Here is a 14,649-nt window from a genome sequence, read left to right as displayed (position 1 = left end):
CAAGGCCGAGTTGAGGGCGAACCGCCTCATAACTGATGCGATTGGTGAACCAGGATAGATGAGGGAGGATCACCATGAGCTGGCCGCAAGTGAACGATTTCGCCACGTCGCGGCCCAACCGGGTACGTTCTGTTGCGGCGACGTCACCTGGTCGTGGTCTCCACCATAGGCCTGACCCCGACGGTGCCGTATCCCACACCCGCTCCCACATCCCACGATCGCACCTAGGATGTATGCCATGACTGCGATGACGACTGCCACGAACCAACGTCGTGTGCTCCTGGCCAACCCCCGGGGCTACTGCGCCGGTGTCGACCGAGCGGTCATCACCGTCGAGAAAGCCCTTGAGCAGTACGGCGCCCCGATCTACGTGCGCAAACAGATCGTGCACAACACGCACGTCGTGCGCACCCTGGAGGAGCGCGGCGCGATCTTCGTGGAGGAGACCGAGGAGGTGCCCGAGGGCGCCATCGTCGTCTTCTCCGCGCACGGTGTATCGCCCGCCGTCCACGAGCAGGCCGAGAAGCGCCAACTCAAGACCATCGACGCCACGTGTCCACTGGTCACCAAGGTCCACAAGGAGGCGAAGCGATTCGCCGCCGAGGACCGCGACATCGTCCTCATCGGCCACATCGGCCATGAGGAGGTCGAGGGCACCAGCGGCCAGGCCCCCGAGCACATCCAGATCGTGGAGAGCCCGGACGAGGTCGACAAGGTCCAGGTCCGCGACCCGAACAACGTGTCCTGGTTGTCTCAGACCACCCTGTCGGTGGACGAGACCAACGAGACCGTGGACGCGCTGCGCAAGAAGTTCCCGAACCTGCTGGCTCCGCCCAGCGACGACATCTGCTACGCCACCTCCAACCGCCAGGACGCCGTCAAGGCCATGGCGCCCGAGTGCGAGCTGGTCATCGTGGTGGGTTCGGACAACTCGTCCAACTCCGTCCGCCTGGTCGAGGTCGCCCTCGACGCCGGCGCGAACGCCTCCTACCTGATCGACAACGCCACCCTCATGGAAGAGGCCTGGCTGGAGGGCGTCACCACCGTGGGTGTGACCAGTGGCGCGTCCGTCCCCGACATCCTGGTGCGCGAACTCCTCGACAAGCTCTCCGCACACGGGTACGGATCCGTCACCCCGGTGACCACCGCCGAGGAGACCCTCACCTTCTCGCTGCCCAAGGAGCTGCGCCGCGACCTTCGCGCCGAGTAGCACCCGCGCCGAGAAACGACCCGTACGACGAACGGGCCCCGAGGAACCTCCGTGGTTCCTCGGGGCCCGTTTCGCGTGCGGGTCGTGGGCTGCACGAAGCCGAGGGTTCGAGCTCCCCCGATCACGAGGAGACACCACTTCGCCCGGTGGACGATCCACCGCCCACCGTTCCGGGAGTTCGTAAACCGGTGGCACCCGGAACACGAATGCCCGAGACTTCCACGCATGGTTTCGATACTGCAGAACGTGGCGATCGACTGTACGGACGCCTATGAACTGGCGCGGTTCTGGAGCGCGGTGACCGGCCGTCCCGTGCACCCGGAGAGCCGACCCGGCGATGAGGAGACCCTGGTGCTGTTGGCGGAGGGACCGGTGCTGCACTTCAACCAGGTGCCCGAGCCCAAGGAGATCAAGAACCGGATCCACCTGTGCCTGCGCCCGGAGACCACTCGGGAGCTGGAGGTGGAACGGCTGTTGGGGCTCGGCGCCACCTTCGTCGGCGACCACCGAGAGCCGGACGGCTCGGGGTGGGCGATCCTGGCCGACCCCGAGGGCAACGAGTTCTGCGTACTGCGCAGCGCCTCCGACCGGCGGGCCATGGAACACAGCCCCGACTAGGGATCAGGAGCCCTCGGGTTCCGTCTCCTCCTCGGAGGCCTCGTCGTCCTTCTCCGGGACGGGGTAGGTCTCCATGTGTTCGGCGAGGACGGCGAACTCGTCCAGGGAGGTACTGCCGGAGATGATCAGGGTCCGGTCGTCGCCGCGCTGGACGAGGGCGCCCCAGTCGTCGGCCTCGAACTGCTCCCACTCCCGGTCGGCGACCATGACGGAACCGACCGGTTCGGCGTCCTTGACGTGGTCGGCGATCACCTTGTCCGGGTCGGCGTCGCTCTGGGTCAGCATGGCGTGGCTGTCCTGCGGTGTCGCGAAGCCGATGCTCCACGACACCGGACCGGTCACGTCCAGGTGCGAGCTGGTGGGGGTCCACCCCCGCGGCATGTCCTCCGAGGGTGCGGTCACCTCGTAGTCGGCGGACTGACGCATCACCTCGATGTCCGGGCGGTAGTCCACGGTGGGGATGTTCTCGCCCGAACGCGTGGAGACAACGAAGGCCATCACCAGGAGGATTCCGACGACGACCCCGAGGGAGATGGCGTAGTTCTTGAAGGTGGCGTTGGCCCTGCTGTTCTCACTCATGACCTGTCCAGCTTGCCGCAGGTCCGGAGCCACTTCGACCCGGGGTCCCTCAAGCGGGGTCCGGGGTGGCGGGCCCCGGGGCCGCGGGGCTCTCCTGGCGACGGTTGCGGGGTTCCAGTTCTGTGAGCAGTCCGGTGATGTCGTCGGCGAGCTTGTGCGCGTCGATGTCGTCGCGGTAGACCACCTCGGCGACGGCCAACAGCATCGAACCGCTCACCACGATCAGCAGCGCCTCATCGACCGGTTCGTCGGCCTTGCGGAACAGCGCCACGTTGCGGTCGGTCCACTGGGTGAGCCGCGACCGCAGCTGGTAGTCGAAGCCGGGAGGCCCGTCGCCGCTGAAGAACAGCCGGGTGGTCTCCCGTTCCTCGATGGCGCCGAGCAGGTAGGCGTGGGCCGCGATGTTCATCAGCCGTGTGGGATCACTCTCACCATCGGCGCGCGCCTCACGCACCGCCTGGTGGGTCCGCTCCTGTTGCCGCTGCTGGAACTCCTCGTACAGCGCCAGGTACAGGTCCGCCTTGCCGGTGAAGTGGTGGTAGAGGCTGCCCACGCTGGCACCCGCGACCGAGACGACCTCGCTGACACCCGCCTTCGCGAACCCCACCGTACGAAAGACCTGGGCCGCCGCCTTCAGTAGGGAGGTGCGGGTGGCCGCGCCTCGCGCGGAGGCCCGCGCGGGCTTGTCCGTCTTGTCCACTGTCACGCCCTCACTCCTGTCCGGGTCCCCGCCAGGGTAGACCGTTACGGGTCTTCGAGGTGCGGTCACGCCCCCATTGGACCCGCCCCACCCGCGATGACCAGGAAACACCCGGGGTGACTACCCTAAGACGTGAACTCCACCCTGTTCCCAGACGGAAGGTGTCACCTCCATGTCGCAGCCCGGCAGCCCGTCCACGCAGCACTCGGTACCCGACCGAAACCTCGCGCTGGAACTGGTCCGCGTCACCGAGACCGCCGCACTGGCCGCTGCCCGTTGGGTCGGTAAGGGCGACAAGATCGGGGCCGACGGTGCCGCCGTGCGCGGGATGCGCCACATGATCAGCACCGTGTCGATGAACGGCACCGTGGTGATCGGCGAGGGCGAGAAGGACAGCGCCCCCATGCTCTACAACGGCGAGCGTGTCGGCGACGGCGGTGGCCACGACTGGGACGTGGCGGTCGACCCGATCGACGGCACCACCCTGGCCGCCATGGGCATGCCCAACGCCATCGCGGTGATCGCGATGAGCCCGCGCAACACCATGTTCGACCCTTCCGCCGTGTTCTACATGGAGAAGCTGGCCACCGGCCCCGAGGCCGCCGACGTGGTGGACATCGCCGCGCCGGTCGCCGACAACATCGCCGCGGTGGCGCGGGCCAAGGGCAAGTCACCGCAGGACATCACGGTCGTCATCCTGGACCGTCCGCGCCACAAGCAGTTGGTGCAGGACGTTCGGGACGCGGGCGCGCGCATCAAGTTCATCAGTGACGGTGACGTGGCGGGCGCGATCATGGCGGCCCGTCCCGGGACGGGCGTGGACCTGATGCTGGGCATCGGTGGCACCCCGGAGGGCATCATCACGGCGTGCGCGATGAAGTGTCTGGGCGGCGTCATCCAGGGTCGGCTGTGGCCCAAGGACGACGAGGAGCGCCAGAAGGCGCTCGACGCCGGGCACGACCTGGACCGTGTCCTGCGCACGAACGACCTGGTCGCCTCCGACGACGTGTTCTTCGCCGCGACCGGCATCACCGAAGGCGAGATGGTGGACGGGGTGCGCTACGAGTCCACCGGTGTGATCACCGACTCACTGGTCATGCGCGGCCGCAGCGGCACCGTGCGTCAGGTGCGCAGCGAGCACCGGCTGAGCAAGCTCTCCGCCTACAGCGGTGTCGATCTGACCTCCGCCCCGGAGTAGGCCCGGACCCGCTCCCACGCCCGTCACCGGCGCCGCCTCGGCGGCGTCGGTGCTGTTCCCGGGGTTGTTCTCGGAACCTTCCGGTCTCCGGCCGCGTCTCAACGCACACTGGCCCCGCAGCCGGTGATCCCTTCTCAAGCACCATCCTCGTCGGAGGTCCGATGTCCTACCCTGATCCCTCGCAGCAGCCGCAGTGGCAGCCGCCGCAGCAACCGGGGCAGGTTTTCCCTCCGTCCCAGGGTCCCCAGCAGGGTTTCCCGCAGGGGCCGCCCCCGCAGGGTCCCGGCCAGGCCGGACCACCCTTCCCCGGTGGACCGCAGGGTCCGGGTCAGCCTCCCTACGGCGGTCAGTACCAGGGCGCCCCGGTTCCGTCCGGTGGCGGTGGCGGTGGTGGTCGCCGTAAGTGGCTGATACCCGCGGCCGCCGTGACCGCCGTCGTCGTCATGGCCGGCACCGTGTGGGCGACCGTGTCGCTGGTGAACTTCGGTGGGCCCCAGCCCGAGTCCGTGCTGCCGGGCAATTCCGTCGCCTTCGCCAAGGCCGACCTCGACATCGACGGCTCCCAGGCCATGGACCTGCTGAGCTTCGTCGAAAAGCTCCCCGCCGAGGTTCGCGAGGAGATGGGCGACGTGGAGGAGGACGACACCTCGGCCCCCTTCGCCGAGGCCTTCGCCGATTCCTACGACCTGGACCCCGCCGAGGTCGAGGAGTGGATCGGACAGAAGGTGGGCGCCGCCGCCTGGACCACCGACAACCCGGAGTTCGAGACCTACGATGGTGCGGCCTACGGGATCGCCCTGGCGGTGAACGACGCCGGAGCCGCCGAGGAGCAGTTCTCCGAGCTGTCCGAGTCCCACGACGTCGAGTACACGATGGTCGACGACTTCGTGGTGTTCACCGACCTGACCGGCGGGATCGAAGACTACAACGACCAGATGTCGGCCAACGGCGACCTGGAGGGCAACGACACCTACAGCGGTGACCTGGACGGGGTGCCCAGCGGCAGCATCGCCCTGGCCTGGGCCGACCTGAGCGCCCTGGGTCAGATCAGCACCATCGAACAGGATCTGGCCACCGAGTTCGGCACCACCGGATCCCTCCAGGGCCGGATGACCGCCTCCTTCCGGGTCACCGGCGACTACCTGGAGGCGCGGATGGACGTGTTCGGCTTCGAGGTCGAGGGCACCGACGTGAGTTGGTTGGCGGAGGGGTCCGGGGCGAGCCTGGACGCCATCGGCGCCCTGCCGGCGAACTCGACCGTGGCGCTGGGCGGCAGCGGCCTGGACCAGATGTTGAGCACCGCCTGGGAGAACGACGAACTGCCGCTGCTCGACGAGCAGGACCGCCAGGACATGGAGGCGGACATGAACTCCATCGGCGCCCCGTTGCCGGAAGGGTTCACCTCCCTGCTCGGCGGCTCCACCGCAGTCGGTCTGTCCGACTTCGACACGAGCGGAATGGGCGGTTACGGCTCCACCACCGACCCGACCGTCGTGTTCCGTGCCGTGGGCGGTGACGCCGCCGCGCTGAACTCGTTCGTCGACGAGGTCGTGGCGAACCCCTACGCCTCCGGTCCGGCCCCGACGGTGAGCGAGGACGGCGACGCCGTGGTCGTCAGCACCGGAGACCCCGGCAGCGGTGTGCTCGCCGACGACGAGGTCTTCCAGCAGACCATGGCCGAGATGGACGACGCCGTGATGGCCGCCTACGTGGACATGCGTCAGGCCGTCACCACCGACGACGTCCAGTCTCCCGAGCAGTGGGGTGCGCTCGGCATGGGACTGAGCGTGTCCGAGGGCGGCGAGCGTGCCGTGGTCGAGCTGCGTTGGGCGCCCACCGGGTCCTGACCCATATCGACGGATGAACCGCGAGACGGCGCGGCGAGGAGGGTTCCTCACCGCGCCGTCGGCGTTTCAGTCCACGACCCGGCGGCGCATCTGGAACGCGGCCAGGTTCCACATCAGATACGCGAACCCGGCCAGGACGGCCACGTGCAGCAGGGCCATCCCGGGACCCAGGCCGCCGAACACGGCACCACGGATGAGTTCGACCGCGTGGAAGAGCGGGTTGGCCATGGCCGCGGCCTGTACCCAGGCGGGCAGCTCGGTGATCGGGAAGAACGTCCCGGCCACCAGGAACAACGGGGTGAACAGGCCGCTGAACACGTAGTCCATGGAACGCACCGAGGTGATCACCGCGGAGATCCAGATACCGAAGAGCGCGAAGGCGAACCCGGCGAGGAAGGCGACGAAGGGCACCAGCAGCATGCCGGGACCCGGACGCAGGCCGAAGCCGATGGCGACGAGCAGCGGCACGCAGCCGTAGACGCCGGAGCGCAGGGCCAGCCACAACGCTTCCCCGGTGACCAACTCGCGCACGTCGACCGGTGCGGCGAGGATGCCCTCGTAGGTGTGCAGGAAGCGGCGTTTGATGAAGGTGTTGATGACCGCGGGCATCATCGACTGGAACATCACCGACACGGCGACGATGCCGGTGCCGAGGAAGTCGATGTAACTGAACCCCGCGAGAGTGCCGATCAGGGCGCCCATGCCGAAGCCGAAGCACAGCAGGTACAGCGTGGGTTCGACGATCGCGGCGAAGGTGGTGGCCCGCCAGGACCGCCCGTAGAGGATCCACTCGCGGGCGACCACGCCCAGGACCGCGTCGGTCTCGAAGCGGCCGGGACGGGCGTGATGCTCGGGCCTGGCGTCCGCGCGTTGTTGTCGTGTCGGGCTCATGCGACCCCCTCCCCCGTCAGGGTCACGAAGACGTCCTCCAGGTTGGCGGCGCGCCGTTCGGGTTCGCCGAGTCGGTCCCGCAGGGAGTCGGGGAGTTCCTCGGCGCGCAGGACGGACAGGCTGGTACCGGTACGTCGGGTGTCGAAGCCCTGTGCCCGGACCAGGGTCTCCAGTTCGGAGATACCGCCCGATCCTTGGGGGGTGTACTCCTCCACGGTGGTGCCGGCGTACTTGGCGACGAGGTCGACCGGGGTGCCGCGTTCGACGACACGCCCCTTGGCCATGAGGGCGACCTCGTCGGAGAGGCGTTCGGCCTCTTCGATGTAGTGGGTGGACATCAGGACGGTGACGCCCTCGTCGCGCAGCGCGGAGATGACGCCCCACAGGTCCTGACGCACCTGTGGGTCGAGGCCGACGGTGGGTTCGTCCATGAGGACGAGTTCGGGGCGGTGCAGCAGGGCTCGGACGATGAGCAGTCGGCGGCGCATGCCCCCGGACAGGTCGTCGACGGGGGTGTCGGCGCGGTCGCTCAGTTGGGCCAGGCGCAGGGTGCGTTCGATGGCCTCGCGACGTTGTCGGCGCGGGACCCGGTACAGGAACGAGAACATGCGCAGGTTCTGCTCGACGGTGAGTTCCTCGTCGAGGTTGTCGTGTTGGGGGACGACGCCCATGCGAGCGCGGGCCCACTTGGACTCGGCGGGGATCTCGTGGTCGAGGATCCTGATCGTGCCCTCGTCGGCGATCGCCTGCGCGGTGAGCATCTTCATGGTGGTGGACTTGCCCGCCCCGTTGGGGCCGAGCAGCCCGAGCACGATCCCTCGGGGGACTTCGAGGTCGAGGCCGTCGACGGCGGTGAGGGTGCCGAAGCGTTTGACGACTCCGCTCAGCCGGATCGCCGGTACGTGGCGTCCGGGGTCTGGTGTGGTCATGGGAACACGGTAGGAAAATCTCGACCCGGATCTCCACTGGTTTTCCGAGTGGATTACGCGCCTGTTCTCAACGGGATTCGACCATTACGAAAGAAGGGCACCATCGCCCTTTAGGGACACGCTGCCACGGCTTGGGACGGCATCCCACGGTCAACCGAAAACAAACATTACTGATCACCGATGCACCCGTCAAACCCCCAGGCCAGAGCACTTTTATCGGCAAAACCTTCCTTTTCGGAATCATGTCTGTATAGTCGCCACCCACACCTTTCGGACGGGCTGGAACCCCCGTGGTCCCCACGCTCACGGGCTGTCCGAAAGGTGGTCCCTCCAGCCCGGACGACCGTGCGGGTTCGCGACCCGCACGGCCCCCCGCCTGTCCACGACTTGAGGAGAACCCCCGATGAGGTTCGGACGACTCGCCCGTTCCGCCGCCGTCCTGGTGGCCGCCCCCATCGCCGTCACCGGTCTGGTGACCGCGCCGGCCCAGGCCCACGGAACCCTGGGCGACCCGATCAGCCGGATCGCCGCCTGCTACGCCGAGGGGCCCGAGAACCCTCGGTCCCAGATGTGCGTCCGCCTCGTGGAGGAGAACGGCACCCAACCGCTCTATGACTGGCACGAGGTCAACCTCGCCAACGCCGACGGACGGCACCGCGAGATCATCCCCGACGGTGAACTGTGCAGCGCCGGACGGGACAAGTACTCCGCGCTGGACAACCCGGGTGACTGGGCTAGCACCGCCGTCACCGAGCTGCCCTCCGGATCCGAGTACACCTTCGACTACACGGCGGCCGTCCCCCACGCCGGCTCCATCGAGTACTACGTCACCACCGATGACTGGGACCCGAGCACTCCGCTGACCTGGGACGAGCTGGAGTCCGAGCCGTTCGCCGTGGACGACCAGCCGGCCGCCGAGGACGGCGGCTACACCATGACGGCCCGACTGCCGCAAAAGAGCGGGCAGCACCTCATCTACACGATCTGGCAGCGCACCGACAGCCCCGAGGCGTTCTACAGCTGCTCCGACGTCACCTTCGGTGGTGAGGGCGACGCGGTGACCACCGCCGCAGAGGAGACCGAGGCGTTCACCGTGGACCCGGCCGCCCAGGAGGCGCTGGACCACGCCCACGCCGACCACGCCGCCGAGACGCCGGCCGAAGAGGAGGTCCAGGGCGAAGAGCCCGAGGCCGTCGAGGAGCCCGCCGAGGAGAAGGTGGAGGAGTCCGACGAGGCGGCCACCACCGACCACGGCACGCACGCCTCCGGCGGCGGCGAACTGGCCGAGACCGGCACCGCCATCACCGGCCTGTTCGTCACCGCCATCGCCCTGATGGCCGCCGGCGCGGGCGCCCTGCACCTGGCCCGCAAGCGCCGAGGCGTCGTCTGACGATCGGGGCCGGGCGGGCCCGTGGCCGCGACGTCGTCACGGCCGCGGGCCCGACGGGGAAAATCCGTTGCGGGAGACGGAGGGACATGGCTAACGTCGAGGCGTCGGATCGGAACACGGACTCGATCCGGGGCCAGACTCCCCGGACGTTAGGACAGGTGGGTATGCCCCGGAACGCGCCGAGCGCGCCTCACAGCCGCGCGGGCCTGAGCCTGCCCCGAGTCCCCTCGGCCGGCTGAGCCGGAACCCGCCCCACGTCGAGACCCGCTCGGCACTCTTGCTGATCCCAAGCACGTCCTCTCAGCAAGGAGTTCCCGGGTGTCCAACACCGAACCCGACTTCATCTGTGTCCACTGTGGTCTGACCATGTCCGCCCTGACCCCCGAGGGCGACGAACGCGACCACTGCTCCGGTTGCCTGACCTCCCGGCACGTCCACGACCAGCACGACGGCGGCGTCTCCGACTGCGCCGGACGCATGACACCCCTGTCCGTCGTGGTCCCCGCCGACGGCCGATGGCGTCTGGTCCACCGCTGCGTGGACTGCGCCGAACTGTCCGAGGGCCTCGTCTCCGGCGACGACGGCCCACTCCCGCTCATGCGGATCGCCGTGCGGCCACTGGCCGAACCGCCGTTCCCGCTCGAACTCCTCGGGCGGGTGTGAGCATGGGCCGGCGCAACCACCGCGAACCCCGGCGACCGCAACGCCGCAAGACCGTGCTGCGCGCGCGGGGTGAACAAGGGCGTCGCGCCGGCCCGGAGGCGGAGTCCTTCCGCTGTGCCGGGTGCCGGCTCGACGTGCCCGCCCACGCGGTCGGCTCCGCCCATCGCAACCACTGTCCGCACTGTCTGACCAGCCTGCACGTCGACGGCCGGGTCCCCGGTGACCGCGCCGCCGACTGCCGGGCCCGGATGAGCGCGGCCGGGGTCTTCGCCCGTCCGGACGGTGAGTGGATGCTCATCCACCGGTGCGCGTCCTGTGGCGGGTTGAGCGCCAACCGGATCGCGGGTGACGACAACGCCCGGGCCCTGGTCCGGTTGGCGGTGCGGCCGCTGGCGGCGTCGGAGGCGGCCCGCCGGGCCCTGGCCCACCTGTGATCGACACGGCGCACCCATGACCTGCACCGATGTCAACATGACACGTGCAACACCGTGAACCCCGGGTGAGGTGCGTCGTGTTCTCACGGGTCTGGCAGGCTTGACTTCACAGGTTTTCCCAGGAGAGATGGGTTGTCATGAGTGAGTTCCGTATCGAGCACGACTCGATGGGTGAGGTCAAGGTCCCGGCTGCCGCCAAGTGGCGGGCACAGACCCAGCGTGCCGTCGAGAACTTCCCGATCTCGGGACAGGGGCTGGAGAACGCCCACATCGCCGCTCTCGGCCAGATCAAGGCCGCCGCCGCCAAGGTCAACGCCGAACTCGGCGTGATCTCCGACGACCTCGGCAAGGCCATTCGCGACGCCGCCCTGGAGGTGGCCGACGGCAAGTGGAACGACGAGTTCCCGATCGACGTCTTCCAGACCGGTTCGGGCACCTCCAGCAACATGAACACCAACGAGGTCGTGGCCACGGTCGCCAAGGAGCGCACCGGCCTGGACGTTCACCCGAACGACCACGTCAACGCCTCCCAGTCGTCCAACGACGTCTTCCCCTCCTCCATCCACATCGCCGCCACCTCGGCCGTGCGGAACGAGCTGATCCCGGCCCTTCGCCACCTGGAGGGCGAGCTCACCCGCAAGTCGAACGAGTTCGCCTCCGTGGTCAAGAGCGGTCGCACCCACCTGATGGACGCCACCCCGGTCACCCTGGGCCAGGAGTTCGCCGGGTTCGCCGCGCAGGTCCGCTACGGTGTCGAGCGCATCGAGGCCGTCCTGCCGCGCGTGGCCGAGCTCCCGCTGGGCGGCACCGCCGTCGGCACCGGCATCAACACCCCGGAGGGCTTCGCGGCCCGGGTCATCGCGGAGATCGCCGAGAACACCGGTCTGCCGCTGACCGAGGCCCGGGACCACTTCGAGGCGCAGGGCGCCCGTGACGCTCTGGTCGAGCTCTCCGGCCAGCTGCGGACCATCGCGATCGGCTACTGCAAGATCGCCAACGACATCCGCTGGATGGGTTCGGGCCCGACCACCGGTCTGTCCGAGATCTTCCTGCCCGACCTGCAGCCGGGTTCCTCGATCATGCCGGGCAAGGTCAACCCGGTACTGTGCGAGGCCATGCTCCAGGTCTCCTCGCAGGTGGTGGGCAACGACGCCGCGGTGGCCTTCGGCGGCGCCTCCGGCAACTTCGAGCTCAACGTGCAGCTGCCGATGATCGCCCGCAACGTGCTTGAGTCGATCCGTCTGCTGGCCAACGTCTCCACGGTCTTCGCCGACCGCTGTGTGGCCGGTATCGAGGCCAACGAGGAGCAGTGCCGGGTCTACGCCGAGTCCTCCCCCTCGATCGTCACCCCCCTCAACCGCTACATCGGCTACGAGGAGGCCTCCAAGGTCGCCAAGCAGTCGCTGGCCGAGAAGAAGACCATCCGCGAGGTGGTCCTGGAGCGCGGGTACGTCAAGGACGGCAAGCTCACCGAGGAGCAGCTCGACGCCGCCCTCGACGTCCTGAAGATGACCAACTCCCAGTAGGTCGCCGCCGGGACCCACGTCCGGGCACCTCGCTTCGGCGGGGTGCCCCTCGCACGCCAGGAACCCCTCCGCCCCCGACGACGTCGGACAATCGAGGCAGAACACCCCCGTCCCCGGCTTCCCCGGCCCTCTTCGAGAGAGCGACAGATGTCGAGTAACAGCGAACAACGCATCGCCGACCGCTACGTCCTGCGCCGTGAACTCGGCCGGGGCGGCATGGGCATCGTCTGGGAGGCGTACGACACCGCCCTCGATCGTGTCGTGGCCATCAAACAGGTGCTGTTGCCCGGACACTTCACCGACGCCGAACGCGACGACGCGCACGCGCGGGTGCGCCGCGAGGCGCGGTCGGCGGCCCGGGTCAACCACCCCACCGTGATCACCATCCACGACGTCTTCGAGCACGAGCACGACCCGTGGGTGGTGATGGAACTCGTCGAGGGCGGTTCGCTACAGGAGACGCTCGCCGAGGAGGGCGCCCTGTCCCCGGATCGGGTGGCCGAGATCGCCGTCTCGCTGTTGGAGGCCGTGCGGGCCGCGGACGCGGCGGGCGTGCTGCACCGCGACATCAAGCCGGGCAACATCATGATGTCCGCCGACGGGCGGGTCATCCTCACCGACTTCGGCATCGCCACGGTGGAGGGCGGGCCGAGCATCACCCGGACCGGCGCGCTGATCGGATCGCCCGAATACATGCCGCCGGAGCGGTTGGAGGGCGCGCCCGCCGACCACCGAGGCGACCTGTGGAGCATCGGTGTGACCATGTACGCGGCGGTGGAGGGCTCCTCCCCGTTCCGCCGCGACTCCATCACGGCCGCGATCGCCGCAGTGATCTCCGCCCCCATGCCGCCGATGACGCGCGCGGGGTGGCTGGAACCGGTGATCTCGGGTCTGCTGGAGCGCGACCCCGAGCGCAGGTTCACCGTGGACCAGGCGCTCGGGTCGTTGACGGATCTCCGGTCCGGTTCGGCCGGTTCGGCGGGCGCCACCGCGGTCGCCGCCGCGGCCGGTGTGCCGAGCGGTCCCCAGGGGCCGGTGGCCGACTATTCCACCGACCCGCACCACGGCGGTGGCCACCATGGAAGCGGCGCCTACCCGAACGCCGCCGCCCACGCCGCCCCGGTCGCGCCCCCGCCTCCGCACGAACCCGGGCGCCGTTCCCGCAAGGGCCCGATGATCGCCATGTTCGCCGCCGCCGCGGCGCTGCTCCTGGTGGCCGGGTTCGTGCTGGTCGTGGCACTGCGATCCGACGAAACCCCGACCGACTCCGCCGCGGACTCCGAGAGCGGTCAGGAGTCCACCGGCGACCAAGGCGGCCAAGGGGAGCAGGGGGACCAGAACGATCAGGGCGGTGGGGAGGGCGCCGGGCAGAACGACGCACCGGCCGCCGCGGACGGGACCCCTCCCGAGTACGACGAGGACGACCTGTTGCGCTACGCCTCGGAGTGGTTCACCATCTCCTACCCCGGCGGCTGGGAGATCGGCTCGGAGGATCTGGAGAACTCCTACGCCTCCTTCGTCGCGCCCGGCCTGGAACACCAGATCGACGTGGAGGGCTGGGAGGAGACCGAGTTCACCGGGACGAGCGCGGAGTACCTTGCCCTATCCCAGGGCGGCACCGACATCGACGGGGACGTCACCCGTGACTACGAGGTCTTGGAGTCCGAGGACTTCGAGGGCGACGACTTCGAGGGCGGCCTCGCCGGCATGGACGTGGCGATGGTCGAGGCGGACCTGGTGAACGACACCTGGGACGACTCCGAGCGTCGCTTCTGGGCCTACTCGGTGATCATGAACGAGGGGGAGGAGCGGGTGTTCTACCTGGTCACGGTGAACGTGCCGCGGGCGCAGGCCGATGACTTCGACGAGGTGCACGAGGACGTGATCGAGACCTTCACTCCGTTGAAGTGACCCCGACGGCGACGGCCCCGTCCGGAAGGTGTTCGCCTTCCGGACGGGGCCGAAGTGTTCTCTGAGGGCTCGGAGGGAGCGCCGCCGGGTCAGTACCAGCCGACGGACTGGGAGTGGGCCCAAGCCTCACAGGGCGTGCCGTAGCGGCCCTTGATGTAGTCGATGCCCCAGGCGATCTGAGTCGCCGGGTTGGTCTGCCAGTCGTCGCCATGGGTGGCCATCTTGCTGCCGGGGAGCGACTGCGGAATCCCGTACGCACCAGAACCGGCGTTCTGGGCGGTGTGGTTCCAGTTGCTCTCCTTCTCCCAGAGCGGCTCCAGGCAGCCGTTGAACTCCTCGGCACCCCAGCCCTCATCGAGGACCATCTGCAGGGCGATGCCCTTGGGGTCCCCCTCGAACTCCGCCGGGACCTCTTCTTCTTCCTCTTCCTCCTGGATGGCGGAGCCGGTGGCCGAGGTGCTGACGACGCTGTTGCCCCGGGCGCTCTCGCGCCGTTCCTGGGCCTGCTCACGCCGGTTCTGGAGTTCGTCCTCGGACATCTGCTCGGAGGAGGAGAAGAAGTCCTCGTTCTCCTCGGAGCCGCTGTCGCCTTCGGATTCTGTGTCGGTCGCGGGTTCTTCGGTCCCGGGGACCGCGGCGCTCGCCGCCAGGTCCGGGTCCAGGCCGTCGTCCGCGAACGCGGAGACGGCGAACGTCGCGCCGGCGACCAGGGTCGCCGCACCGACCGCCGCGGTACTACGCAGCGACATTCGG

Annotated in this window: 14 protein-coding genes; 9 read left to right on the top strand and 5 right to left on the bottom strand. The window is 68.9% G+C overall.

The window, feature by feature from the left end:
• Positions 1–238 precede the first annotated feature (238 nt).
• Together ACWGSK_RS10800 and ACWGSK_RS10795 are read left to right on the top strand one after the other, a co-directional pair.
• A complete protein-coding gene (locus tag ACWGSK_RS10800; RefSeq protein ID WP_358508765.1) occupies positions 239–1,210 on the top strand; it encodes a 4-hydroxy-3-methylbut-2-enyl diphosphate reductase in 972 nt (323 codons plus the stop codon).
• A gap of 225 nt (positions 1,211–1,435) precedes the next feature.
• On the top strand, positions 1,436–1,828 hold the full coding sequence (locus ACWGSK_RS10795; protein ID WP_358508767.1) for a VOC family protein: 393 nt from the start codon (positions 1,436–1,438) through the stop codon (positions 1,826–1,828).
• A gap of 3 nt (positions 1,829–1,831) precedes the next feature.
• Here ACWGSK_RS10795 and ACWGSK_RS10790 read toward each other — a convergent pair whose 3' ends face one another.
• Entirely contained in the window at positions 1,832–2,407 is a 576-nt protein-coding gene (locus tag ACWGSK_RS10790; protein ID WP_358508769.1) for a DUF4245 domain-containing protein, read from the bottom strand.
• Between the two features lie 49 nt (positions 2,408–2,456).
• Entirely contained in the window at positions 2,457–3,107 is a 651-nt protein-coding gene (locus ACWGSK_RS10785) for a TetR/AcrR family transcriptional regulator (protein ID WP_452455830.1), read from the bottom strand.
• 172 nt (positions 3,108–3,279) lie between these two features.
• Here ACWGSK_RS10785 and glpX point away from each other — a divergent pair, with 172 nt between their 5' ends.
• Positions 3,280–4,305, top strand: a complete 1,026-nt coding sequence (gene glpX, locus ACWGSK_RS10780; protein WP_358508771.1) for a class II fructose-bisphosphatase — start codon at positions 3,280–3,282, stop codon at positions 4,303–4,305.
• Between the two features lie 161 nt (positions 4,306–4,466).
• The gene (locus ACWGSK_RS10775; protein ID WP_452455730.1) at positions 4,467–6,152 is read left to right on the top strand and encodes a hypothetical protein; all 1,686 of its coding nucleotides are present in this window, start codon (positions 4,467–4,469) and stop codon (positions 6,150–6,152) included.
• Positions 6,153–6,218: 66 nt separating this feature from the next.
• On the opposite strand, the gene ACWGSK_RS10770 is transcribed toward ACWGSK_RS10775, so the two are convergent.
• Both ACWGSK_RS10770 and ACWGSK_RS10765 read right to left on the bottom strand, forming a co-directional pair.
• Positions 6,219–7,043, bottom strand: a complete 825-nt coding sequence (locus ACWGSK_RS10770) for an ABC transporter permease (protein ID WP_358508775.1) — start codon at positions 7,041–7,043, stop codon at positions 6,219–6,221.
• Positions 7,040–7,972, bottom strand: a complete 933-nt coding sequence (locus ACWGSK_RS10765; RefSeq protein WP_452455729.1) for an ABC transporter ATP-binding protein — start codon at positions 7,970–7,972, stop codon at positions 7,040–7,042. The genes ACWGSK_RS10770 and ACWGSK_RS10765 overlap by 4 nt, the downstream gene beginning before the upstream one ends.
• Positions 7,973–8,375: 403 nt before the next feature.
• Here ACWGSK_RS10765 and ACWGSK_RS10760 point away from each other — a divergent pair, with 403 nt between their 5' ends.
• The 5 genes from ACWGSK_RS10760 (at position 8,376) to ACWGSK_RS10740 (ending at position 13,896) form a co-directional block, all read left to right on the top strand.
• Entirely contained in the window at positions 8,376–9,362 is a 987-nt protein-coding gene (locus ACWGSK_RS10760) for a lytic polysaccharide monooxygenase auxiliary activity family 9 protein (protein WP_452455728.1), read from the top strand.
• A gap of 318 nt (positions 9,363–9,680) precedes the next feature.
• Entirely contained in the window at positions 9,681–10,025 is a 345-nt protein-coding gene (locus ACWGSK_RS10755) for an RNHCP domain-containing protein (protein WP_358508781.1), read from the top strand.
• Between the two features lie 2 nt (positions 10,026–10,027).
• Positions 10,028–10,459 carry an RNHCP domain-containing protein gene (locus ACWGSK_RS10750; protein ID WP_452455727.1) on the top strand — a complete coding sequence of 144 codons (432 nt, stop codon included), beginning with the start codon at positions 10,028–10,030 and terminating at the stop codon, positions 10,457–10,459.
• A gap of 137 nt (positions 10,460–10,596) precedes the next feature.
• The gene (locus ACWGSK_RS10745) at positions 10,597–11,985 is read left to right on the top strand and encodes a class II fumarate hydratase (protein WP_358508785.1); all 1,389 of its coding nucleotides are present in this window, start codon (positions 10,597–10,599) and stop codon (positions 11,983–11,985) included.
• Between the two features lie 147 nt (positions 11,986–12,132).
• Positions 12,133–13,896, top strand: a complete 1,764-nt coding sequence (locus tag ACWGSK_RS10740) for a serine/threonine-protein kinase (RefSeq protein WP_358508787.1) — start codon at positions 12,133–12,135, stop codon at positions 13,894–13,896.
• An 89-nt stretch (positions 13,897–13,985) separates the two neighbouring features.
• On the opposite strand, the gene ACWGSK_RS10735 is transcribed toward ACWGSK_RS10740, so the two are convergent.
• Positions 13,986–14,645, bottom strand: coding sequence for an aggregation-promoting factor C-terminal-like domain-containing protein (locus ACWGSK_RS10735; protein ID WP_452455726.1), 660 nt, complete (start codon positions 14,643–14,645; stop codon positions 13,986–13,988).
• Positions 14,646–14,649 lie beyond the last annotated feature (4 nt).

It is taken from the genome of Nocardiopsis sp. NPDC055551 (assembly GCF_053619415.1).
Note: the sequence above shows the minus strand (reverse complement) of the source record. Positions and strands in the feature narration are given on the sequence as shown.